General features: G+C 51.2%; 24 protein-coding genes and 1 pseudogene. 21 read left to right on the plus strand and 4 right to left on the minus strand.

Annotated elements, in window-relative coordinates:
- Window positions 1-66: 66 nt before the first annotated feature.
- From GPK89_RS03810 to GPK89_RS03850, 9 genes and pseudogenes are all read left to right on the plus strand, one after another.
- A complete protein-coding gene (locus tag GPK89_RS03810) occupies window positions 67-2,121 on the plus strand; it encodes an FtsX-like permease family protein (RefSeq protein WP_430750594.1) in 2,055 nt (684 codons plus the stop codon).
- A gap of 129 nt (window positions 2,122-2,250) precedes the next feature.
- Window positions 2,251-2,511 (plus strand): hypothetical protein, encoded by a 261-nt coding sequence (locus tag GPK89_RS03815; protein ID WP_155177826.1) that lies wholly within the window; start codon window positions 2,251-2,253, stop codon window positions 2,509-2,511.
- Between the two features lie 5 nt (window positions 2,512-2,516).
- A complete protein-coding gene (locus GPK89_RS03820) occupies window positions 2,517-3,182 on the plus strand; it encodes an ABC transporter ATP-binding protein (RefSeq protein ID WP_005927557.1) in 666 nt (221 codons plus the stop codon).
- 14 nt (window positions 3,183-3,196) lie between these two features.
- Window positions 3,197-5,575: an ABC transporter permease gene (locus GPK89_RS03825; RefSeq protein ID WP_215691661.1), complete on the plus strand. Its 2,379-nt coding sequence runs from the start codon at window positions 3,197-3,199 to the stop codon at window positions 5,573-5,575.
- 186 nt (window positions 5,576-5,761) lie between these two features.
- Window positions 5,762-6,533 (plus strand): annotated as a pseudogene (locus GPK89_RS03830) (response regulator).
- A 514-nt stretch (window positions 6,534-7,047) separates the two neighbouring features.
- Window positions 7,048-7,479: a sigma-70 family RNA polymerase sigma factor gene (locus GPK89_RS03835; RefSeq protein WP_055201460.1), complete on the plus strand. Its 432-nt coding sequence runs from the start codon at window positions 7,048-7,050 to the stop codon at window positions 7,477-7,479.
- A 6-nt stretch (window positions 7,480-7,485) separates the two neighbouring features.
- Complete coding sequence (locus GPK89_RS03840) at window positions 7,486-7,728, plus strand: helix-turn-helix domain-containing protein (RefSeq protein WP_004611627.1); 243 nt, start codon at window positions 7,486-7,488, stop codon at window positions 7,726-7,728.
- A gap of 434 nt (window positions 7,729-8,162) precedes the next feature.
- On the plus strand, window positions 8,163-8,366 hold the full coding sequence (locus tag GPK89_RS03845) for an excisionase (protein WP_009296579.1): 204 nt from the start codon (window positions 8,163-8,165) through the stop codon (window positions 8,364-8,366).
- Window positions 8,367-8,445: 79 nt separating this feature from the next.
- Window positions 8,446-9,723, plus strand: a complete 1,278-nt coding sequence (locus tag GPK89_RS03850) for a tyrosine-type recombinase/integrase (protein ID WP_215691662.1) — start codon at window positions 8,446-8,448, stop codon at window positions 9,721-9,723.
- Window positions 9,724-9,901: 178 nt separating this feature from the next.
- Here the strand turns inward: GPK89_RS03850 and GPK89_RS03855 are convergent, their stop codons facing one another.
- The 3 genes from GPK89_RS03855 to GPK89_RS03865 form a co-directional block, all read right to left on the minus strand.
- Window positions 9,902-10,579, minus strand: coding sequence for a hypothetical protein (locus GPK89_RS03855; RefSeq protein WP_215691663.1), 678 nt, complete (start codon window positions 10,577-10,579; stop codon window positions 9,902-9,904).
- Entirely contained in the window at window positions 10,576-10,890 is a 315-nt protein-coding gene (locus GPK89_RS03860) for a hypothetical protein (RefSeq protein ID WP_143402746.1), read from the minus strand. Before GPK89_RS03860 ends, GPK89_RS03855 begins: the two co-directional genes overlap by 4 nt.
- Before the next feature lie 172 nt (window positions 10,891-11,062).
- Window positions 11,063-13,234 (minus strand): extracellular solute-binding protein, encoded by a 2,172-nt coding sequence (locus tag GPK89_RS03865; RefSeq protein WP_215691664.1) that lies wholly within the window; start codon window positions 13,232-13,234, stop codon window positions 11,063-11,065.
- A 210-nt stretch (window positions 13,235-13,444) separates the two neighbouring features.
- Here GPK89_RS03865 and GPK89_RS03870 point away from each other — a divergent pair, with 210 nt between their 5' ends.
- The 9 genes from GPK89_RS03870 to GPK89_RS03910 all read left to right on the plus strand — a co-directional run bounded on the left by GPK89_RS03870 (window position 13,445) and on the right by GPK89_RS03910 (window position 22,113).
- Complete coding sequence (locus GPK89_RS03870; RefSeq protein WP_159447036.1) at window positions 13,445-14,131, plus strand: response regulator transcription factor; 687 nt, start codon at window positions 13,445-13,447, stop codon at window positions 14,129-14,131.
- Window positions 14,100-15,416, plus strand: a complete 1,317-nt coding sequence (locus GPK89_RS03875; protein ID WP_078785192.1) for a sensor histidine kinase — start codon at window positions 14,100-14,102, stop codon at window positions 15,414-15,416. Before GPK89_RS03870 ends, GPK89_RS03875 begins: the two co-directional genes overlap by 32 nt.
- Window positions 15,417-15,585: 169 nt before the next feature.
- The gene (locus tag GPK89_RS03880; RefSeq protein WP_215691665.1) at window positions 15,586-16,740 is read left to right on the plus strand and encodes a radical SAM protein; all 1,155 of its coding nucleotides are present in this window, start codon (window positions 15,586-15,588) and stop codon (window positions 16,738-16,740) included.
- Window positions 16,721-17,005: an ABC transporter ATP-binding protein/permease gene (locus GPK89_RS03885; protein WP_078785194.1), complete on the plus strand. Its 285-nt coding sequence runs from the start codon at window positions 16,721-16,723 to the stop codon at window positions 17,003-17,005. Before GPK89_RS03880 ends, GPK89_RS03885 begins: the two co-directional genes overlap by 20 nt.
- 76 nt (window positions 17,006-17,081) lie before the next feature.
- A complete protein-coding gene (locus GPK89_RS03890; RefSeq protein WP_215691666.1) occupies window positions 17,082-17,951 on the plus strand; it encodes a carbohydrate ABC transporter permease in 870 nt (289 codons plus the stop codon).
- Window positions 17,948-18,802, plus strand: coding sequence for a carbohydrate ABC transporter permease (locus tag GPK89_RS03895; protein ID WP_215691667.1), 855 nt, complete (start codon window positions 17,948-17,950; stop codon window positions 18,800-18,802). The genes GPK89_RS03890 and GPK89_RS03895 overlap by 4 nt, the downstream gene beginning before the upstream one ends.
- Window positions 18,803-18,819: 17 nt before the next feature.
- On the plus strand, window positions 18,820-20,379 hold the full coding sequence (locus tag GPK89_RS03900; protein ID WP_215691668.1) for a biotin/lipoyl-binding protein: 1,560 nt from the start codon (window positions 18,820-18,822) through the stop codon (window positions 20,377-20,379).
- A gap of 23 nt (window positions 20,380-20,402) precedes the next feature.
- Window positions 20,403-21,380, plus strand: a complete 978-nt coding sequence (locus GPK89_RS03905) for an ABC transporter permease (protein ID WP_215691669.1) — start codon at window positions 20,403-20,405, stop codon at window positions 21,378-21,380.
- Window positions 21,381-21,432: 52 nt separating this feature from the next.
- Entirely contained in the window at window positions 21,433-22,113 is a 681-nt protein-coding gene (locus GPK89_RS03910; protein WP_078785199.1) for a LytTR family DNA-binding domain-containing protein, read from the plus strand.
- Between the two features lie 37 nt (window positions 22,114-22,150).
- On the opposite strand, the gene GPK89_RS16730 is transcribed toward GPK89_RS03910, so the two are convergent.
- Window positions 22,151-22,300: an RNA polymerase sigma factor gene (locus tag GPK89_RS16730; protein ID WP_078785200.1), complete on the minus strand. Its 150-nt coding sequence runs from the start codon at window positions 22,298-22,300 to the stop codon at window positions 22,151-22,153.
- Window positions 22,301-22,311: 11 nt separating this feature from the next.
- Here GPK89_RS16730 and GPK89_RS03920 point away from each other — a divergent pair, with 11 nt between their 5' ends.
- The 3 genes from GPK89_RS03920 to GPK89_RS03930 are packed head-to-tail and all read left to right on the plus strand — an operon-like array spanning window position 22,312 to window position 23,834.
- Entirely contained in the window at window positions 22,312-22,614 is a 303-nt protein-coding gene (locus GPK89_RS03920) for a hypothetical protein (protein ID WP_078785201.1), read from the plus strand.
- A 24-nt stretch (window positions 22,615-22,638) separates the two neighbouring features.
- Entirely contained in the window at window positions 22,639-23,088 is a 450-nt protein-coding gene (locus GPK89_RS03925) for an ATP-binding cassette domain-containing protein (RefSeq protein ID WP_078785202.1), read from the plus strand.
- 59 nt (window positions 23,089-23,147) lie between these two features.
- Window positions 23,148-23,834, plus strand: coding sequence for a VanZ family protein (locus GPK89_RS03930; protein WP_078785203.1), 687 nt, complete (start codon window positions 23,148-23,150; stop codon window positions 23,832-23,834).
- The last annotated feature ends 72 nt before the right edge of the window (window positions 23,835-23,906 follow it).

Here is a 23,906-nt window from a genome sequence, read left to right on the forward strand (position 1 = left end):
AATCCACAGCATCCTGAACTTATTGTAGCATTCCGCTGGAGAGCGGTCTATAAATACTACTTTTATATAATACGAGGTGATACAACTATGACATGGCCTTTTGAAAATGACACCAGCGCCATTACAAAGAAGCTGGCGCAAAGAAGCTTCAAAGCCAACAAATTACGAAATATTGTTGCTGTAATAGCAATCGTTTTAACATCAATGCTTTTTACTTCTGTAACGACTTTATGTGTTGGAGCGATCCAGTCTATACAGACAACTATTTTGCAAATTAGGGGAACCAGCCCGTCCACTGGTACATCTGTAAATTGGATTGCCATAATAGCAGCCCTGTTTTTTATTATGATTTTTGTAATAACGGGCTATTTGCTCATTCGCAATATTTTTGAGATTTCTGTTGTTCAAGAAATAAAGAAATATGGCTTATTAAGAACAATCGGAACAACGGAGAAGCAAATCAAGCGAATTGTTTATAAGCAAGCATTTTGGCTGTCTATAATTGGTATATCTATTGGGTTGATTTTAGGATATATAGTAGGAATACTTATGCTTCCGTGGATTCTTAATTTTATGAAAGGCGAGTATCACAATCTTTCTGTGAACTTGAGTTTTAATCCTATTATTTTTGTCGTTGCCGGGATATTTAGTGCGATTACTGTTTGGGTGAGCATAAAGAAACCATTCAAAATTGCAGCTACGATTTCGCCCATTGAGGCAACCAGATACTATGAAAAAGACAATTATCATAGTGCCAACAAGAATCGTCTTTCGTTTAAGAATAGAATAACAGAAATGGCATGGAGAAATTTAAGAAGAAATTCAAAGCGTACCATATTTATCGTCTTATCCATGATACTCTGCATTATTCTCCTAAACAGTGCAATCGCAATCGGAAATAGTGTTGATGTTAAAAAATATGTATCTTCTGTTACCTCATTTGATTTTGTTGTGGCAAGCCCAAACACATTTTCTAATGTGCAAGGTTTTCGATTTAAAGATGATTCTGTTAGTAATGAAATCATATCTGATATTGAAAATAATATTCCTGTGCTGAACGGAAGTCGAATTTATAAAAACACTTTGGATGATGTCAGTGTTACTTATGATTATGGTAGTTTGGTCACGGAAGTATTAGACGAATACACAGAAGATAATCACCTTATACGAAGTGGTATGGTTGATGGCAGAACTTATCCAGTAAAACTCGGTGTTGATTATCGACCTCTTTGCAATATTTACGGGGTAGAAAAATCAATACTTCCTAAATTGAATTTCATTGAGGGAGAAACAGATATACAGCAACTAACCTCATATTTGGAAAGTGGAAACTATGTTATAGAAATTTCAGCGATCAACCCAAATGAATCTCCTGAATTTCTTTGTCCGCTCAATCAGGAAGTTACCATTTACAAAGATGGATTGCCTTATAAAACGGTTTCGGTAATTGCGCGTGCAGTGGTTGATTTTTCATTGGTAGAATCTCCGGGTAAGAATGTTGGCTACACTGATGTTGGCGGCGATTGTCCTATTTTCTATATGAGTAATGAGATGTTTGTGGAATTGTATAACAATCCAGCCATAATGAGTTATGTGTTTGATGTGGAAAAAGAACACTTTTTGCCAGCGACCGAGTACATCAATTCTTTGCCTACCGTTGAATACGCATCGTCTGAAACATTGGCACAAACTATGAACGGATTAAAACAAACTATTTTTATCATAGGTGGCCTTATTGGGTTTCTATTAGGAAGTATCGGGCTTGTGAATTTTTCCAACATCATTATAACGGGCATTATAAACCGGCAACGGGAATTTGCTACATTAGAGAGCATCGGAATGACGAAAAAACAAATTAACAAATTGACCGTATTGGAGGGATTGTTTTACGCATTTCTGATTTGTGTAATGGGTTTACCTCTCTCTCTTATTGTTGCAAATACAATTCTTCCTACTTTCTTTAATCAACCTGACTTATGGCTGTTTACAATACAGCCTACGATTTTCCCGTTGATATTAGAGGGAATTGTTATTTGCGTTGTGGCGATTATAGTTCCTCATGTTTCGTTTCGCTATTTTAGAAAAACAAGTATTGTAGCTCGATTAAGGGTAGTTGAATAATAATTTTGAAATGTCCGAGCGTTGTAACATTTCACTCCGATTTTCGATGAAATTTTTTGGCCGCTGTAACATTTCGCGGACATTTGGGTTTTGCAATGACCTTATCAACAAAAGTGAGGAGGCGTTGCAATGGAACTGACCCCGACCATGATTTTGAATCTGGCGCTGCTGATCGTCCCGCCCGTTGCCCTTGTGCTGGCGTTCTGGCAAAGGCTGGCCCAGCACATCCGCTGGACGGTTGCCTTGACTACCCTCTGTGATGTTCTCCTGTTTTGGGATGAACTGTTCTACTATGAGAGCTTCGGACTGTTCGCTGTGCTGATTCTGGTACAGTTGGCGGCCACCGGCGCAGCAGCGTTCCGCATTTACAACAAACAAAGAAAGGATTGAATTTTATGAGAATTTTACAGACTATCGACCTGAAAAAGTATTACGGTACAGAGCCGAATATCACCCGCGCCCTTGACGGCGTGAACTTCTCTGTAAATGACGGCGAATTTGTGGCCGTTGTGGGAACCTCCGGCAGCGGCAAGTCCACCCTGCTTCACATGATGGGCGGGCTGGACACCCCTACTTCCGGCAATGTGATTGTCCGGGACAAAGAACTGTCGAAAATGAACGACGAACAGCTTACCATCTTCCGCCGCCGCAACATCGGCTTTATCTTCCAGAACTATAACCTTGTTCCTATCCTGAATGTGTATGAGAACATCGTCCTGCCGGTGGAGCTGGACGGGGACACGGTGGATCAGAAGTTTTTGGACGAGATCGTTCACCTGCTGGGGCTGGAAGATAAACTGAAAAATATGCCGAACAATCTTTCCGGCGGCCAGCAGCAGCGTGTGGCTATCGCCCGCGCCTTGATTACCAAACCGGCTATTGTTCTGGCCGACGAGCCAACCGGCAACCTTGATAGCAAGACCAGCGCCGAGGTGCTGGGGCTTATCAAGCGCACCAGTGCAGAGTTCCGGCAAACTGTTGTGATGATTACCCACAACAACGACATTGCCCGCCTTGCAGATCGGATTGTCCGCATTGAGGACGGCAAGATTGTGGAGTAAGGAGGTGGCAGGCTATGACATGGCCTTTTGAGAATGATACCAGCGCCATTACAAAGAAGCTGGCAAAGAAAAGTTTGCAAAGCGAGAAGCGCCGGAATCTGATGGTGGTGATTGCCGTTGCACTGGCGGCGTTTCTGATCTGCTTTACGGGAATTGTGTCTACTTCCCTGACACAAATGCAACGCAATCAGGTTGTCGATACTTATGAGGCGGTCTGGCTGGGCGTGGAGGAAAACGACATTGAAACCCTGAAAGGACTGCCGGAGTTTGAGCGCGTAGGCGGCTACTATATGCTGGGTGAGGAACTTTCGGAACAGGGCTATCATGCGTCTTATGTGTATTGCGACGCGCAAATGATGGAGATTACCAAGGCGCAGATGGAGTTGTTAGAGGGGAGGGTTCCTGAAAAAGCAAATGAAGTTGTCGTAAGCGAATACTTTCTTTCCACCTATGGAAACAATGCCAAAATTGGGGACACTGTGACCTTAGATACAGAGAGTTTTCATGGTGATTATGTCGTTACCGGCATTATGGACAGCGTAAATGAAAAAGAAGCGAATACCTGCGCTATCATTCTTTCCAACGCTGCCCTGACAGAATGGAAAGGGTTTGACCCGACTGGCTATCGCGCCTATGTCCATTTCAAAAACAGCGACCAGTTGGGCGAAGAACTGATGACCTCTTATTGCAGGGAGATTGCGGAGGAATATCAGCTTCCTATGCCCAAAATGAACAGTAAGTATTTTGCCTATGCTTCTAAATCCTTTGATTTTGCACTGATGGCAGGTGTGATTGCCCTTGTTCTGATTGGCGGCTATATTGTGATCCAGAGTATCTTCCGTATCTCCATCAATGACAAAATCCAAAGCTACGGGCAGCTTCGGACGATTGGTGCGACACCAAAGCAAATCAAGCGGATTGTAAAGAACGAGGGACGCAAACTCGGCAGTATCGGGATTCTGATTGGCACAGTGCTGGGCGTATGCGGCGGTTTCCTCCTGTTTTCCAAGGGTTTTAACGCTGTTTCCTATGTGGCAACGGTTATTTTAACGCTTATAAGCAGTTGGATCATGGTATCTGTTTCCATCCGTAAGCCGGTGAAAATTGCGGCAGGGATTTCCCCCATTGAAGCCGTCCGTTTTACCCCGGCGCAAAAGGACATCCGCAGCCGGAAAAAGAATATCAAGCTCAATCCTGTTTCAATGGGAATTGCAAATTTTAGGCGTGACCGAAAAAAGACCGTTGCTATTGTAGCCTCATTGAGTTTGGGCGGAATTATCCTGCTTGTGGTATCCTCCATTGTTTTGCTGCGCTCACCAGAGGCGCTTGCAAGACAGTTTTTCCCAGACGGCGACTATAAAATTTATTTGGATTCTGAAATGACAGAAGAAAAGGTTATGGCAGCGGGAAATCCATTGAATGAGGAATTAAAGCAGGAAATCTTATCTATTGATGGCGTTACAGATATAATTCCAAGCAGGCAATCTCTCCATGCAACTTATAAAACAGAGATTCATCAAGCCGGTGGTATGTGCGATATGCTGACCGACCAGAATTATGCGGCAGTTGAAGCGGCTCTGACAGAGGGAACCATGCCAACAGATTCCCGTAGTATTGTAATTGACTATAATGTGCTAAAGCAGAATGAGGATATGGGTGTTGGTTCAACGGTTGAGATTTCTTTGGGAGAAGAACAGCCATCCGTTTCTGTTACCATATCGGGGTTATACGCTCCTGCAAAGGTATATTCAGGACATGGCAGGATGCACTTAGATGGGGCAACTCTTTTTGCACCAGAAGCGTTGTTCCACGAACTGCACCCGGAAATCACCTCTTTTTACTATTCATGGAGCATTGTAAATGACCCTAAAAAAACGGACTATGTGGGAGCTGAATTGAAAAATATTGTTGCCAGCCATAGTAATATTGCCTTAGATGAAATCAATACAGTGATTGAATATGAAGAAATGACAAATTCTTTTGCGTTTGGCAGTATGGAGATACTTTCATGGTTGGTATTTCTCTTTGGCGTTATCAACCTTATCAATACGACACTCTCTAACCAGATAGCCCGAAAGCAGGAAAACAGTATTCTGCGTTCTATCGGCCTAACACAAAAACAGCTATGTAAAATGAACATCTGTGAGGGGCTGTGCTATGCGCTCTTTGCAACATTGGCAACGCTGATCGTTGGGCTTCCGGCTTCCATCTTTGCTTGCAGAAAAATGAGTGTAGGTGCTTTTGCCGGAAATGTAGTGCCTTATCAATTCCCGGTTTTGGAAATGGGGCTGTTCATTCTGGTATTGTTCGGAATGGAGCTGATCTTGTCTGTATGGACAATCCGCAGACAGAAAAAACAATCTCTGATTGAACAAATGCGGGCAATGGAATAACCGTATGGGATCGGCGGGGCGGCGTGTGCTGCCCCGCTTTTTTCGCCATTTCTCAAAAAATTTTTGAAATGTCCGAGCTTTGTAACAATTCAGCCTGTTTTTTTGTCGAAATCAAAGGCACCTCGGACATTTGTGTAACATTTGTAGTTTATGCTTGTGGTAAATCAATATTGGGGGTGAGGACACATGAAAAAGATACTGCTGATTGACGACAGCGACACTATACATGGTGTCTGCAAAAATACTTACAGCACCGGGGCTACCCGGTAAAAACGGCTTCCACTCTGAAAGAAGCGCGGGCCGCCATCCAAGAGGAAATGCCGCTGGTGGTCTGCTGTGATCTCGACCTGCCGGACGGTTCCGGCATGGACTTTCTGGACGAGGTGCGGGCCGCAGACAAGGAGCTGCCTTTTATTCTGGCGTCCTGCCATGACAGGGACGACTACGAACAAGAGGCTATACGCCGGGGCGCGACGCTGTGCATGGACAAAATGAAAGGGCTATTGCTGCAAGATAAGCTGGTGGAATACGCTTACCGGCAGTTATCCGACGAAAAGGCCCCGACTTTTCACAAGTTGCTCTTTGTCCATGCGGAAGATACCAGCGCCGAAGTGCTGCGGGCGGCTATGCTGCAAAAGGGCTTTGACCTGATTCTGGATTCCTCGATTGGGGAGGCCAAGCGCCGGATTTTTGAGGATAAGGAAATAGACCTGATCTTGTGTGATCTGGAACTGCCGGACGGCACAGCAATGGAGCTGTTTCATACGCCGCGGCGGGTGGCGGGGATGTTCCAAATGAAGAATCCCCCTGTCCGGCTTCTGCCGTTCTTTATCCTCACCGAGAACAACGACCTTGCTACGGAATATGAATACCGGCATGAGGGCGTGAATGACTATATCACCGCCCCCCAGGCAATATCCCGGAGCTGATCCGGCGGGTTCTGTTCTTTGTGGAATGAAACGAGCTTACATATTAAAACATCTGCCTCCACAGCGGGGAAAAGAAAAAAAACCGCTGACGGGCAGAGGATTTCGTGCGCTTTCCTGTATCACTGACGATACGGCGGTTTTGAGTAGATCAAGGCCGCCGTTTCTGTTTGCTTCGACGACCCCTGCACCGTGTTCTGGCATGGCGGCTTTAGGAGGGAGCCGCTATGCAACGAAAACTACTTCGACAAAATCCGACAGGGGTTAGCCTGTCAAAAAAAGCCGTCCCCCGGCAGCGGGGACAAGCGGCTATGAGTATGTACTATACCATGTAGGAAAAGAACATATTGCTTTTTGTTTCGCCCTGTGGGTCTTTGACCTGCCGGGCGAATTTTGTTATTTCCTGCGGCCTGCTATCCGGCGCAAAAAGAAATTTCAAAAAAATGAAAAAAGGAGGCGTTTAGCGGGCAGCCAGAGAGATTCCATTCGCTCTATTGGCGGAAAGGGAGAGAACCACCACATCCCCCATAGAAAGGGGGTGAGAAGATGGAAGCGATCCCCCGCAAATACGGTGAATGGAGCCAGTTTGACCGCTATTGCAAGCTGGTTCTGTACCATGAGGCGATAGATTATCTGCGGGAAATGAAGTGCCGCCGCGACCGTGAAGTGTCGCTGGACGCTGTTTCCCCGGCTGATTGGGACAAGCTCTCGACCGTAGATCGGTATTCCTGCGACAGCTTTACATTCAGTTCGCATGGCTATGACCTACATATCGACAACGAGCTTGTGGCCGAAGCGTTTGCCAGCCTGCCAAAAGACGAGCAGAGTATTTTGATTCTCCGCTTTGTTCTGGATTTGACTGACGAAGAAATCGGCCGCCTGATGGGAATGTCCCGCAGCGCAGTACAGCGCCACAGGACAAGCACCCTGAAAGACTTGCGTATAAAATTGATGGCGTTCATGCCGGAGGGAGGTTAAACGCGGATGAAGCAATCCAGTTACAAGGGCAAAAGCCCTCTGCCTGATTTTGTGATCGACGCGGCCTGCGCCGGTAACGCCGAAGCCGTGGAGCGTGTCTTGCAGCATTACGACGGCTATATCAATAAGCTGTGTACCCGGACGCTCTATGACGGCAGCGGCCAGCCTCATATCTGCATTGACGAGTATATGAAGCGCCGATTGCAAATCAAGCTGATCCATTCCATCGTTAGTCCCATTGGCGACTGACGGTTAAGGCCCCGGCCATAGACAGGCGGCTTTCCCTTTCCCCGCCTGCCTGTTTTCCCGGCGGCCCCTTTGCTCCTTGACAAATACGCCCGCAGGACAATGGCGGCGCGTCATAGGGCAGACGGATACATTCTGTCTGTGCCGAGCCGGGCGGCAGGTGCGCCAAGAGGCTTTCCCTCATTGGGGTAAGCGGAGCGATTTTACCGTGCCGTAAAGCAGGTGTGGCAGCCTGCGGGCGACGACGCGCAGATAGGACAATGATACTCCCTTGCCGTCGTAGTCCGAGCGTTTGAAGCGTCGCAGGCAACGAGCAGGGCCGCGTGAGAACCACGCGGGGGTGAGATTCCCGTGGAGCTGTGCCAGCAGCCGTCCGTTCTTTTCTGCTCACTTTCGCAAAAAACAACCTTTGTTTTGAAAAGAAAGGGGGCCATGTTATGAGTAATAACGATGTGCCTATTTGGGAAAAATACACGCTTACCATTGAGGAAGCGTCCAAATATTTTCGGATCGGGGAAAACAAACTGCGTCGGCTTGCCGAGGAAAACCCCACCGCTGGCTGGGTGATCCTGAACGGCAACCGCATCCAGATTAAACGGAAGCAGTTTGAAAAAATCATTGATTCCCTTGACACAATATAGTGAAAAAGGGCCTTGCGCGTGTTATAATAGGTTATAAGCGTGTCAAGGCTCTTTCCGTCATGGAAAGGAGCATGACGAAATGCCAAGAAAAGAACGAGATGAAAAAAGACGGGACAACAAAGGCCGCCTTTTGAAGTCTGGAGAGAGCCAGCGATCAGATGGAAGATACGCTTACAAATACATTGACACCTTTGGAGAAACCCAGTTTGTTTACTCATGGAAGTTAGTACCTACCGACAAAGTACCTGCCGGGAAACGGCCCTGTCTTTCCCTGCGCGAGAAGATCAAGCAGATACAGAAAGACCTTGACGACGGGATAGACACCATCGGCAAGAAAATGACCGTGTGCCAGCTTTATGAAAAGTACACCCGGCAGCACGGGAATGTGCGGAAAGGAACCCAAAAGAGCCGCCAGCAGTTGATGAAACTTCTGTCCGAAGATAAGCTGGGCGCGGCCAGCATTGACAGCGTGAAGCTGTCTGACGCGAAAGAATGGGCCTTGCGTATGCAGGAAAAGGGCGTTGCCTACAACACCATCTGCAACAGCAAGCGTTCCTTAAAAGCCATCTTTTATATGGCCGTACAGGACGATTGCCTCCGCAAGAATCCCTTTGACTTCCAGATCAATGAGGTTATCAACGACGATACCGTACCAAAGGTGCCGCTTACCCCTACACAGGAAAACGAGCTTTTGGACTTCATGCAGAACGATCCCGTCTATGCCAAGTATTATGACGAGGTGGTGATCCTGCTGGAAACCGGGCTTCGTATTTCCGAACTCTGCGGCCTGACGCCAGCCGACCTGAATTTTGAGAAGCGCTTTGTGAATGTAGACCACCAGCTTTTGAGAAGCACCGAGGACGGTTACTATACCGAAGCGCCAAAAACAGAAAGCGGATTCCGTCAAGTGCCTATGAGCGCAGCCGCCTATGAAGCGTTTGAGCGCGTGTTGAAGAAGCGCAGGGACGGCAGGTGCATTGAGGTTGACGGTTATAAGGACTTCCTGTTCCTGAACCGGGACGGCCTGCCCAAAACCGCCGTCAACTATGACGCCATGTTCAAGTGCCTTGCCAAGAAGTACAACAAGTGCCACAAGGAGCCGCTGCCCGATGTGATGACGCCGCACACCATGCGGCATACATTCTGTACCAGAATGGCAAACGCGGGCATGAACCCCAAGGCATTGCAGTACATCATGGGACACGCCAACATTGTAATGACGCTGAACTATTACGCCCACGCTACTTTCCATTCCGCACAGGAGGAAATGGAACGGCTGCAAGCCAAGGCAAAATCCACCGCAGAGGCCAAGCCGGAGCCTGCGGCGGAAAGCGCCGAGGAAACCAAGGCGGCATAAGTAGTACGCAGAATTTACTACTGCTTTTACTACTTTTGAGAGCGACAACATAAGGGGTAATAAAAAGATTTGTGAGGTTCTTCCGATATGAAAAGTGCCGGAAAAGCCCGGAATAACGGGCTATACCGGCATATAAGAACATCTAAAGAGATAATTAGAAATCTATTAAATGATTAATTCAAAAAACTAGAGCTTCAGAAGCCGCCGTATCGAACGTTACATCTGTTACCGTAATATCGCCGTAGGGGAGAGAGGTTTCTTGGCTGTAATAGCAAGTCCCGTTTTGCGGATCACCAAAGGGCCACTCGGTTATACTCGAAATAGAAAGATCAGAAAGCCCTAAATATAAATCGGCGGTTTGCAGAATATCGCTTTCGGGAATTTCCCAGAAAAAATTGGAATTCTGTGTATAAGAAGAACCCTCGCCGTTTCTTTCAAAAGTCTGGTATAGCAAAAAGAATGACAAAGAATAATCTAAAGGAATATCTTTGGTGCTTTGCATAGGGGAATGGAAAAAACGTCCCAAAGTTTGGGTATATAAAGCAAGATCGGATTTCTGCGCTTCATTATCAGGAAATACGGAAATTTGTTCATTTTGGGCGGGAGTACTCTCCGGAAGCACATCACCAGATGCCGACTCGACAGGTTCATCAACGGAAGCCGTGGCAGCAGGAGTTGGAGATGGGGGTGTTGAAGCGGATGTATCCGTCGAATTTGTGTCCGAATTGTTTTCTGAATTTGATAAAGGAGTGGATGATGCCGAGGACGATGCAGGTGTAATAGAAATGCTGCATCCCGACAGTAAGCAAGTGCATAATGCAATAGAAAGAATGGCTTTTGTGCTTTTCTGAGTCATAATCGAAATCCTCCTTCAATAATATCTAACCACAAACGGAAAAAGGACGTTTGTAGGGAAAATACGAAGATGTGCATAGAGATCGCAATGTATTTTATAATAGCGCCGTCACTCGTCGAAGACAACCGTTCCAGGGATAGAGTTTTGAGTAATGATAAAAAGTAGCACTGCAAATCCTCAAAACCATCTTCTCGATGTAAAATAAAGGCGTAGTGCTTCAATAGCGGTGTGAATTTTTGAACGAGTGTCCATGCTGCGGTTGAATCACCGGATTGGTATGCAACAATGCCTTGATAAATTTCCGGGACCATTTTCTTCTATCACCCCGAAGGGTAAGGAGAAAACAGCGGACGGTTTGTAAACGTAAGAAAAAAGAAATTAAATTATAGCAGTAAGACTTTGAAAATCGCCATTTGAAAAGCATCCACACAACGCCGCTATAATGCCAAGTAGAATGATTCGGCGATGCTGCTACTGCTTTGCTTATTGCTGCTCGGAAAAATAGAGTCCCAGGTTTTCCTCGATGCGCTGGACGGCGGTGTCCAGGTCGATCTCGTTGCCGTAGTAGTCAAACGCAGCCTCATGCGTTACATCATAAATCGTGGCAGAGCTGACGGACGGCGCGCCCAGCTCTTCGATCAGGGAATCCCAATCGCAGGTCAGCGGGTCGGCGGCGTAGGTCTGCTCCCCGTCCGCGATGGTCTGCGCCAGATAGGCGTTTTCCACATCCCGCTGTACCGAGAAGCCCTTGTAGAGGGAATTCAACTGCACAACGGGGTCTGTCAGCATGATTTGGACAAAAGCTTTTGCCAGTGTGGGGTTGGCGGCGTTAGCCGGGATGGAAACGATCTCTTTGGCCTCAAAGCCGCTGCCGGGCAGCGGCCGGATGGCAACGGCGGGGTAGCTCCAAAACAGCTTCAGCGCGTCGGAACGGCTGCTTACAACGCCGGTACCGCAGGGGTAACTCCCCTCGGCCACCTTGATCAGGCTCATGGCAAACTCCGACTGGGCCACGCTCTGTCCGTTGCCGCTGGCCATCACATACTCGTTGGTTTGGGCGGTGATCTGCTGGCCATCGATCATCTCTCTGGTGGATTGCAGGAATGCGCGCAGCGCGTCCTCGTCAATGCGCTTCTCCTCCGGGAAGAGCCCGGCGCTGGAGGCAATATAGAAGGAATCAAAAATATCCTCGTAGGAGGTGTTAAAAATCAGGCTTTGCTCCTGATAGAGCGCGGCCAGCGACGCCAGCGAGGCGTAGTCATCCACGTTGATCTCGCTGCTGCCGCTTACAAAAACCGGCACGCGGAACACCGACGGATAGGCGTAGGGCCTGCCGTCCAGCGAGTAGGCGGTCAGGATGTTTTCATAGTATCCGTCCATCGAAACAACACCATCCAGCGACGCCAGCACACCTTTCTCCATCAGCGAACGGATGGGCAGGCCGTCCAGAAAAAGCACGTCGGGCGCTTCACCGGCCAGCAGACGGGTGTTTAGATTCTTGATGATATCCTCGTCGGAAAGGGCCTGGCTGGTGGCATCGCGGCCAAATTCCAACTGAACGTCACAATCCGGGTACTGGTTGGCAAAGACCGCGGCGGCGCTGCGGATGACATCGCTGTCCTCCAGCGCCCAAATATACAGGCTTTGCGCTGCCTGTGTGGGCAGGGTGGCGTCCAACCGGATCAGGACAGTCAGCGGCGCGCCGTTCTGCAGGCAGGACACCAGGAAGGCGGCATCCCCCAGCGGGAGAATCTCATAGTCGGTGGTCTGCGGTGCGGCGTAGACAAAGCCTTTTTCCTGCACCATGGCCTGCTTGACCGAGGAACCAAAGCCCGCCTGAAAAACTCCGTCCATGGTGAGGAAAACGATCTGCTGGTTCTCGCCGTCCACCGCATAGGCGGCCACCTCCTGTGCCTCAGGAACAATCGCAAAGGAATCGGCCTTTTCACCGGAAGGAAGCGCATAGACATCCATCGTTCCGGCATTCCGGTTGCGCAGATACAGCCGGTTGCCCGATACCGCAAAGGTATAATCCACAACGCTGGGACGGATCGTGGCGGAAATATCCCCGCTCTGCCCGTCCACAATCTGCAGAACACAGCTTCCTGCGCCGTCCGCCAGGCAGACGACCGCATACCCCGGGGCGGCGGCAAAGTCGGTGATGTAGGGCGCGGTGCCGCCGGCAGGCGGCGTATACGTCAACACTGTGCGGACGCTTCCCTGCGAATCGACGCGGTAGAGCGTCAACGCGCCGCCGGTCTCGGCGGCGGCCACCCACCACCGGCCGCTGCCGCCGTAACAGGCGGTCAGCGTTTCCACCTGCGTTTTGTCCAGCCCGTCCAGAAAGGCTTGTACGGTGGAGGGATCGATGGTTTCCCAGCCATCCCCCGTCCAGGAAAACGCCGCTGCGGTGTTTTGGGCGTCATTATACAGCGATAACGTGGGAACGCCGTCCAGCATCTGTAGCTTGGCGGGAGCGAAGCCGCTGTCCACCGCGGGGGTGACCTCCGTCTGGGTGTATTTTCCCGTGGCGTACTTCGTTTGGGAGGCCGTTCCCGGCTCCTCGGTTGAAGGAGCGGCGGAACACCCTGCCAGCGCCAGCAGCAAAGCCATGAGGGCGGCCAGCGGCGCAAGCCGTGATCGAATTCGGTTCATACAAATTCCTCCTGACGGGGCGGCGGCGCAGGCGGCCGCTGCCCTGGCAATTTTGGTAATACCACTGTACCACACAAAACCTGAAAAAATCCTGAATGCGCCTGCGGCTCTTTCCGGCCTTGGTTGCGCTCCGGGAGAATTTGTGCTATAAATTAAATAATCTGCCGCTTTTGATACGGCCTGCGAGATATGCCCCGGGAGGTAGAATACATGAACTTGCTAGTGATCGAAGATGACCGGAAACTGAACCGGATGCTGTGCGAAATCCTTGAAAAAGAGGGCTACACGGTGAAAGCCTGCACCGACGGGGAGGAAGGCGCTTACTATCTGCAGCAGAACGCCTACGACCTGGCGCTGGTGGACTGGATGCTCCCCGGCGAAAGCGGGCCGGACATCCTGCGGGAAAGCCGCCGCAAGGGAATCATGACGCCGGTGGTGATGCTGACGGCGCTGACCGCCGTGGAAAACAAGGTGACCTGCCTGGATGCCGGCGCCGACGACTATCTGGGTAAACCCTTTGACAGCCGGGAGCTGTTGGCCCGTGTCCGGGCCAACCTGCGGCGGCAGGCCCCCATCGAGGAGCTGGTGGTGCTGCGGTACGGGGATCTGGTGTACGACACCAAGGCGCTGCTGCTGGCCTGTGGCCGGGAGGAGATCGCGGTCTCCAAAAAGCTGGGCCTTATGATTGAACTGTTTATGAAAAGCAAGGGTCAGGCGCTGGCACGAGCCACCCTGTTTGCCCGCGTATGGGGCGCGGACGCCGACGTGGAGGAGGCCATTCTGGACAATTACATCGGCTTTTTCCGCCGGCGGCTGGCCCAGATCCACTCCAAGATGAGCTTGCGGACCGTTCGAGGTGTTGGGTATGCCCTTGTGGAAGAAAAAGAAGGCCGCTGAACCGGCCGCGCCGTTGGACGTTCTGCGGTGGAAGATCGTAGCGGTGAACATCCTGTTTGCCGCCATGGTGGTGGCTACCCTCTGTTTCGTGGCCGCCCGGCAGGGAAAGAACGCCCTGGAGGAGAAGCATAGGCTGGCCTTCGCCTCCCTCTGTTCCGCCCTGGAACAGCCGATCCTGGAGACACAGACCATCGACCATAAGGCAATCTACAGCAGCGCGGTGGAAAACCGCCTGGTGCCCGCCTTATTCGAGAAGGGAGCCCCCATCGAGAATCCCTACCTGCAGGGCGATGATGCCGCACCGCTGCTCACTCTCAGCGAACCAATGCTGGAAGAGGCGCGGCAAAGCGTGGATGGGCAGAACGGCCTGTGGGCCAAAACGGTTGTCCGGCAGGCATACACCCTGCGGGACGGGAGTGCCCTCTGGTTTGCGGAATACTGTGCAATCCCCACGGCCAGTGGGAATTGGATCGAGATGTACCTGTTTCAGGATGCCGCGACCTTCCGGCAGGAATGGGGCAGGATGCAACTGTTGTACGTAGCGGTGGCGGCGGGCGGCGTGCTGGCTTTGGGGGCGCTGGCCTTTGCGCTGACCGGCTGGGCCATGCAGCCCGCCCGGCGGGCCGAGCGGATGGAGAGGGAGTTTTTGGCGGCGGCCAGCCACGAGTTGAAAAGCCCGCTGGCAGTGATCATCACCAGCGCCGAACTGCTGCCTTCCGGCGGCGAGGAGGCAAAATACCGCGCCAACATTCTGTCAGAAGCGCACCGGATGGCGCAGCTGGTGCAGGAGCTTCTATCCCTTTCCCGTCTGGAGACCGCTGCCCGTCAGATCATGCCGGCAAAGCTGGACACCGAGGCCTTTCTCTGGGAAGTTTACGAGACATGGCAGCCGGTGGCGGCAAAGGCCGGTGACCGGCTGACCCTCCGCCTGCCGGACGGCGCGCTGCCGCCCATTCGGGCAGACGAGGACGCGCTGAAGCAGGTGATGGCCATTCTGTTGTCCAACGCCGTTCAGCACACCCCCAGCGGTACGCAGATCGAACTTTCCGCCGTGGCGGCGGGGCGAACGGTCTGCCTGTCGGTGGCCGATACGGGGCCGGGCATTGCGGATAAGGAACGGGCTTTCCAAAAGTTTTATCGCGCAGACCCGCAAACCGGCGATGCCAGCCTGGGTCTGGGCCTGAGCATCGCGCAGAAGCTTGTGGCGCTGCATCACGGCAGCATCACGATCCGGGATACGCCGGGCGGCGGCGCTACGCTGCAGGTCACAATTCCACAGGCGTGATATTGGCAGAATCCACAACCGTTTGTCGCATCATTGTAAAAAGTGCTGTGAGAGCCTTTTGGTTTTCTCACAGCACTTTTTGTGTACATACCGAACAAGAAATCACTCGTCGGCATCGTCGATTTTCGATGAAAGAAACGCGCGTTTTCGCTCGAATGAGCACTTTGATATGAAAACTACGCAGTCTGCTCTGCGTGAAGGAGTACTGTTTTCCACCAAGAGAAACAACTACTACTATGATACAGGCACCGGAAAGGTAATTGTGTTGGACGATGATACCAGCTACATTTTCCGCGTATTGTTTGACCCCACGTTGAGCGCCGAAACATTTTTGATATCACTGACAAAAGTCGATCCTAATGCAGTGAAAAACCTCCTACAGACAATTGACGCAGAGCGCTTGTTCCAGCGACCGCCGCTTTTGAGCATGGGAAAAGAAATTGCGGCGGGTGTAACCGATACGGAGCAGAAAGTTGAACAAATCATTCTTGAAGTGACGGAGCAATGTAATTTCCGCTGCAAATACTGCGTCTACTCAGAGGATTTCTCAGGGAACCGTGATTTTGGGAATCGGCGGATGCCGACAGAAATTGCCTTTAAGGCAATTGATTGGGCGTTGGAAAACAGCGGCGCTAAACTGGCAATTACTTTCTACGGCGGCGAGCCGTTGCTCAACTTTAAGCTGATGAAAGCTGTGATTGAGAGGTCTCAGGCCAAGAGAGGGAACAAAGAGATTGTTTATAGCTTTACTTCCAATATGTCGCTCATGACACGCGAAATCGCCACCTATCTGGCTCAAGTTCCGAACTTATATATTATGGCCAGTATCGACGGCCCACGCACTGTCCACGACGCATATCGTGTGTACGCAAATGATGCCCCCACGTTTGAAGACAGCATTGGCGGTCTTCGAATTTTGGCGGATGCCTACGCAGGTTCCCACATGCCGGTTAATATAAACGCTGTGTTGACACCTCCATTTGGATTTGAAAAGTTGGAGCAGGTAAATGCATACTTCGAATCGCTGGACTGGCTTCCGGCAACCTGCCATGTAAATATTACTTATCCATCGTATGGAACTTGTCCTGGCTTGGATGAGTATTACGACAAAATCACCGGCAATCCCAAGTATGCTCTTCATGGTATGTGCAACCCCCTTATGATATGGCAACAGCGCAAGGCAGAAACCGACGGGCTTGACGCCTACAAAGCCAGAAACATATATTACCATTCGATCTTTGACGACTTGGTTAAAATCAACAATCGCATTATCGTTGATGAACCTACACTGCGCCGGGGATTAAATGGATGTGTACCTGTTTGATGAACCTTTTTCGGCGTTAGATGCTATTTCAGAGCAGCACATTATTAAGCGGCTTAACTTGAAAACAAAAATGTCTATTACCATTTTTATAACACATCGATACTCCAGCCTTCGATTGGCGGATTTCATTCTGGTATTAAAAGATGGCGAATTAGTCGAATCCGGTTCCCATCAGGAACTGCAGAAAGCTGGGAAGTATTATTCAGAATTAATCAAAGCGCAGATCGAACCAATCGACCATTTGGCGCAATTGGATGAGACCTAAAAGCTGTTTTGGCAGAAAGGTATTCAGGTTTTTTTCAGGTTCCCTGTGCTACAGTGTAGGCAGGGAGGTGAAGGCGATGAAACGGCCAAAGGTCACTGGCCTGCGCCGGAGGGAGAGCTGGCAGGCACTGCCTTTTCTGCTGCCCAGCCTGTTGGGGCTGTGCCTGTTCTATCTGTTCCCACTGGCCGAAACGGTTCGGGCCAGCTTTATGGACCCGCTGCGCAGCCGGGCCGTCGGGTGGGGGAACTACCGGGCGCTCTTTCAAAATACTGCGTTCCGTCTGGCTGTCCGCAACACCTGCCGCTTTCTCTGCATCTGCATCCCGGCGCTGCTGGCCGTCAGCCTGCTCTGTGCGGTGCTGCTTGGCGCGGCAAAACGGCGGGCGGCCTTTTTCAAAAGCGTCCTCCTGCTCCCCTATGCGATCCCTGTTGCCAGCATCGTTGTGTTATGGAGGGCGCTTTTCTCCGGCAAGGGGCTGGTCAACGGCTTGCTGGTGGGGCTGGGGTGCCGGCCCGTGGACTTTATGGGCAGCAGCGCGGCCTTTTGGGTGCTGATTTTCACCTACCTTTGGCGAAACAACGGGTACGATATGCTGCTGTGGCTGGCGGGTCTGGAGACCATCCCCCGGCCCTTGTATGAAGCGGCAGCGGTGGATGGAGCCACCCCTTTTCAGACCTTTGTCTTTATCACGCTGCCCAATCTGCTGCCAACGGTGGTGCTGACCACCATACTGAGCCTGGTCAACTCCTTTAAGGTCTTTCGGGAGGCCTACTTGGTGGCAGGCAACTACCCGCAGGAAAGCATATATCTGCTGCAGCACCTCTTCAACAACTGGTTCCTGTCGCTGGACATCGGCAAGCTGTCTGCCGCCGCCGTGCTGCTGGCGCTGGGGCTTGGCTGCGTCGTGTATCTACTGTATCACTTTTGGGGTGGTGGGCAGGAATGAGAAAAAAGGAGCTTCTTTTGCCGGTGCTGATCCTTGGCCTGCTGGCCTTCACCGTCCTTTGGCCGCTGTGGTTTACCGTCGACGGTGCGCTGATGGCGTCGGACGAATTGACAGCCGCCTTGGGGCCGGCCCTGTTGGACACAGCAGACGGCGGGTATGCGGTGTGGACGATCCTGCCTTCCTGGCCGACGCTCCAACCGCTGGCGGAGCTGCTGCTGGACACCCCGCAGTTTTTTTCGGCCTTCTGGAACACCTGCCTGCTGGCCTTTGCACAGATCGCCGGTCAGCTGGTGGTCGCCGCCCCCGCATCGTGGGCGTTTGCCAAGCTGCGCTTTGCGGGCAGGCGTTTCCTGCTGCTCGGGTACATTGCGCTGATGGTGCTGCCCTTTCAGGTACTGATGGTACCCAACTACCTGATCGCCACACGCCTTGGAATCTACGATACGCCGCTGTCCGTCATCCTGCCAGGGGTGTTTTCGGCGTTCCCGGTTTTTATCATGACCCGCAGCTTTCAGGATGTTCCCAATGAACTCCTCGAGGCGGCCAAGCTGGACGGCGCAACGGCCTGGCAGATCTTTTGGAAGATCGGCGTTCCGCTGGGATATGCCGGAATCTTTGCCGCCTTGGTGCTGAATTTTATCGAAGGGTGGAACGCGGTGGAGCAGCCGCTGCTCTTTCTGAAATCCCAATCCAACTGGCCGCTTTCCATGTATATGAACGATATTGTGACAGACAACCTGGGGATCGCCATGGCGGCCAGCCTGCTCTCGCTGATTCCGGCGATGCTGGTGTTCCTGTATGGGCAAACCTATCTGGAACTGGGCATCCAGGCCGGAGGCATCAAGGCATAAGGAAGGAGACATTTTCTGTGAAAATCGTCAGGGATTCTGCCGTTCGTCAGGAACCGGCGCAGCCGCAGGCCGTATCGCCGGAGGAAAACAGGTTTTCGATTCGCCCCCGGCAGATCGCGCTTTTCTTTTTGTGGATGCTGGCTTTTACGTTGCTTGCCCGCGGAACATCCGGCGCGCTGCTGCCAGAGGTGCAGCTCTCCACGCCGGCGCCCAATACCATCACCCAGAGCCTAACGGCGACAGGAACCATTCAGTGGGCGGCGGGCAGCCTGTTCTATCTGCCCGAAGGGCTGCTGGTGGAGGCGGTTTTTGTCTCGGAGGGGGAGGCTGTACAGGAAGGAGACAAAATAGCGGCCCTCCGCCGGGAGGATGTGGAACAGAAGCTGCGGAGCCTTCAGGCAGAACTTGCGCAGAAACAGACGGAATATGCCCGGCTTACCAAACCGGTGGCGGCGGACAGCTATGATCTGGAAAAAGCCCAGCAGGCCCTGCAGGCCGCCTACCAGGCAGCGGAGAACAGCGCGGCAGCCTGGGCGGAGAAAGAAGCGAACGCCGGCAGCGAGCGGGATGCCCTGCAGCGCGAACTGAACGAACGGCAGGAAAAGGCCGCCCAATATGCCCGCGAGATCGCAGAGAAGCAGGCACAGCGGGAGTTGCTGCAGCAGGAAGAATCGCCGGACGAGGAAATCATCAGCCGGATCGAAGCGGAGCTGACGCAGCTTACGGCAGAGGAAACGCAAAACCGGGAGGCACTGGCCGAAGCGGAAGCCCGGCTCAACGAGGCGGACGCAGCGCTGGAAAGCGTCCAAAGCCAACGGGAAGAAGCGGCTCGCACGGCTGCGCAGGCCGCCGAACAGGCGGAGCAGGCCCGAAACGACGCCCGGCACGCCTACGAGAAAAGCGTGGAAGCCGCCAGTGAAACAGCCGCCGCCAATGCGGCCAGTGCCACGGTTCTGGCGGAACAGATCCGGGAAATTGAAAGTAGCGTGGAGACGCTGAAAAAATTGGACGAGCAGGAGGGCGTCTTCTGTGCGCCGCAGACGGGTACCGTGGAATCTCTGCAGCTTATGCAGGGGCAGACCAGCGGCCAGGTGGGCGGGAGTATTTCCGACCCCGAAAGAGGGTATCAGATCCGATTTGCGCTGGAGGCCGAGGACGCGGTGCAGGATACCGCCGGCGTTACGGTGACGGTCATGCAGGGAGCAAAGTCCGAAAGCGTGAAAATCAATTCGTCCGTTTCTCAGCAGGATGGAGGCGTGGTGCTTTCCGCTGCGCTGACCGGGTCGGATTGGCAGGTGGGAAAAGCGGAACTCACAATCCGGCTTTCCGAGACGGAATATGACTGCTGCCTGCCGGTCAGCGCCCTTCACAGTGATAACGGCGGGGATTTCGTCTATTCGGTGGAGGAGCGCAACACTATTTTGGGGCTGCAAAACATCGTGCGCAAGGTTTATGTGGAGGTCGTGGAGCGCAACAACGAGCTGGCGGCCCTGCGGAATTATACAACCGGTGCGCCGGTGGTGGCCGCCACAACGAAGAGCTTGCAGGAGGGCGCACGTGTGCGTACAGCGGGATGAAGATTCGAAAGGCGGTGCTGCTTTTGGCATGCGCGGTTTCCTGGGGGATCGCTGTTTGGTTTGCGGGGAGGCTGTGGGCAGCCTATCCGCTGGTTTCGGTGCGCTCCGACGTGCCGGTCACGGGGCGGCAGCTGGAAGCGCTGCGGTCTGCTTTGCGGCAGGAGGATGGGGCGAGCGCGCTTGTTCCCGCTTTTTGGAGCCAGGCAGAGGGATCGGCGGAAAGCCGCTGGGAAACCTGCGGGATCACTGCCATTCTATATTGCGGCGAGTATGACGCGGTGTATCCTGCCGTGCTTCTGGAGGGGCGGTTCCCCGCTGCGCAGGAGAATGGCAAATGCGCGGTCTCAACCGCTGCCGCGTGGCAGCTCTGGGGCAGCGAGGACGTGCTGGGGCAGGAATTGGAGATAGAAGGAGACATCTACCGCGTGTGCGGGCTCTTTCGCAGCAGCGCCAGCCTGGCCCTGTGCGGGGAAAGCCTTGACCATGGCTTTTCCAACATCGAGTTTTGGGGCGGCTACGCTGCGCCGCCGGTGGAGACGGTGCAGCAGCTTTTGCGTGCGGCGGGGATCGCACAGCAGGTGACCCTCTATTTCCCTTTCCCCTGGATGGCCGCCCTGACGGCCTATGCCCTCTGCCCGGCGGGGCTGGTGCTGCTGGCCGCCGCCCGCACCCTGGGCGGCCGAGTGCGCAGGGGGTGCCCAAAGGAAACGTGCTGGTTTGTTTTGGGCGGCGCTTTTCTGCTTGCGCTCGTCCTGCCCGCCCTGCTACGGTTGCTCCCGCCCTGGATCACCCCCGCCCGGTGGAGCGACTTTTCCTACTGGGGCGGCTTGCTGCCCGCAGTGGGCAAAGCCATAGAAACCGGCTTTTCCCTGAACCCCTGTGCCAAGGATGTCCTCGCCAAATGGAACACGCTGGGGCTTCTCATTGCCGCAACGCTCGCCAATGCTGCGGCCGGAAAGCTGATGCTCAGCAGGCAGCAAAAAAACTCCACAAATTTATGAAACCAATCCACCTTATCTTACGGATAATATTTGTAAGATAAGGTGGATTTTTATGATAATCGCAGTTTGTGACCCGAAAGGGATTGCTATCGAAGCGATAAAGACGATATTGTACCATGATAAAGGACTTTCAGACCGTATCAGTCGTATTTATGAGTTCTGGAATATGGAACAGTTGCTGGATGCCAGCAGAGATAGTTCTTTCGACTGCATTGTTTTTCCCAATTACTGCAATTCCCACAATAGTGTAGTGTGCAGTTTATCCTGCGGATATAATCGGTTCCCGCTTGTTGAACATGATCCGAGGTACACTCTCATTGTACGGGATATTCTCTATTGGGAAACGGCACGTTCCCTTTGGACGCAGTACTTGAAGGCAATTCCTGGCAAGGAGGAAAAAGTAAAGAGAGCCATCAGAGGGATACTGGCGGACTACGAAAAGGAAGAACGTGACATCATCTATTTGGAAAGCAAAAACCATTGTGTCCTTGTCCATTTGGATGGCATACGCCAAACGCCGGAAGGCTCTCCGTCGTTCTATGCTACATTGGACGAAGCGGAACATGAATTTGCTTCATCTGCATTCTTACGAATCCATAAAAGTTACCTTATAAACGGCGATCATATTCTACAAATGTCTAATTACAAGGTCCTTCTGGATACAGGAATGACATTGAAAGGATCAAGGAAATATTTCAGCAAGGCAAAATTGGAATTTTACCGAGGCCGTTAACTATATGGCAAAGCATAAGTATTCGAACTTCAAGAGGCTATTCATCAAATGATTCAAGCAGAAGCTTCCACGCACGGTGAATTCGACTTTTCACGGTGGCTTCACTGGTTTTTGTCATTTCTGAAATTTCTTTAATTGAATAGCCTTTAACGCGAAGCGTAAGCGCTTGCCGATATATAATTGGCATTGAAGAAAGAATTGAAACGTAAAGTTAAACTCGACCGTGCCAACAAAAGCATCCTGCTCCGGGCGCTGGGCGATGTCTACTACGGCCAGCGCGCCCGCGGCGGCAGTGCCGAAGAAACGGGACGGCTCATCCTGCGGGTGAACAATCTGCCCGCAGGCGGCAAGCTGACGATGTCGGCGGCAGAGTATCGGCTGGCAAAAGCAGCCCTCAACCAACTGCGCACCCAGCGCTTGGCTGAGGGCGGCTATACCGATGCCGTGGATGACGCGCTGACCCGGTTGCTGCACGCGCACACCCCGCTGCTGCTCTGGTGAAGAAGATGCAGAACGGGCAAGAGAATGGAAAATGTAAATATCGGACAAACAGGAACGAAAAAAAGTGAAAAAGAAATAAAAATACTTATGAAAAAGTACAAGATGCCAGATTCGATTTGTGATAACCCAAAGCAGCAAATTGGATATTGGTTTGAGAATGGCGTGCAGTTATCGGGGGGACAATGGCAACGGCTTGCAATTTGCAGAACAATGGCAAGAGATAATGAAATCCTCTTGCTAGATGAACCAAATGCGGCGTTAGATGCAATCACATTTAGAATGTTGTACAATGAAATTAATGCTCAAGCAAACAGAAAAGTATGTGTGATGTTATTACAACATTTTGTGAACTTCATTGGAGGAAACGAAGAAATTTGTGTATTTGACGATGGAAAGTTGATTTCTCGCGGAAAACATGATAGACTATATGATACATGTAGAATCTATAAGGAACTATATGATGCCCAGCAGTAAAGATAAACAAATTTAAAGAAAGCTATGATAAATTAAAACGATTGGAGAGGCAACCGATCATGAAAAGCAGAAGAAAGCATGGCTTCCAGTTTATGACTATACTATATTTTATGATAGTATTTAGTATGTGTGTATCTCGTTTTAACGTGATTATGACAATTATGGGTGGTCAACTAACACGGGTGGAAGAAATTAATCTACTGCCGTTCCATAGTGTTAGAGAGAACTTGCAATATGGTCGCAATCCTATTTCATGGGATATGCTTTATAATATGGTAATGTTTGTACCGTTTGGAATAATTTACTGCTATTACCAGAAGCATTTTCGCGTATATAAGGCAGTTGGAATGTCATGCTTGACAACATTCTTCATAGAAAGTGCGCAGTTCATTCTAAAAACCGGTGTCGTAGATATAGATGATTTTATTGTAAACACATTGGGAAGTTTGATGGGAATTATGGCGTATGTTATTCTACAACAGATATCCTTCAAAAATCAAAAGTTTGAGATTCACGAATTGATTGATATAAGTGCGACAATGCTTCCGCCGATGTTTATTGCCTTTGTTGCGGAAATGTTTCTGGGAGATGGTTCACTAAAATTGTTGCCAGTTCACGGTATAGTGTTACTGTGCTATGGAATTTTTGTCTACGTATTTTTAATAGGGGATTTTACTCGCAAAGCAAAAGTTTATTATCTGGCATGTTATGTGGGAATCTTTTGTCTGAGTCGGGTGTTACTGTAGAAACAACAGAGAAATAGAATTTTGACCAAACCATAAAACCACGAACTAGAAAAATAAAGTACATTGTATAGA

It is taken from the genome of Gemmiger formicilis, assembly GCF_018784445.1.
Taxonomy (GTDB): domain Bacteria; phylum Bacillota; class Clostridia; order Oscillospirales; family Ruminococcaceae; genus Gemmiger.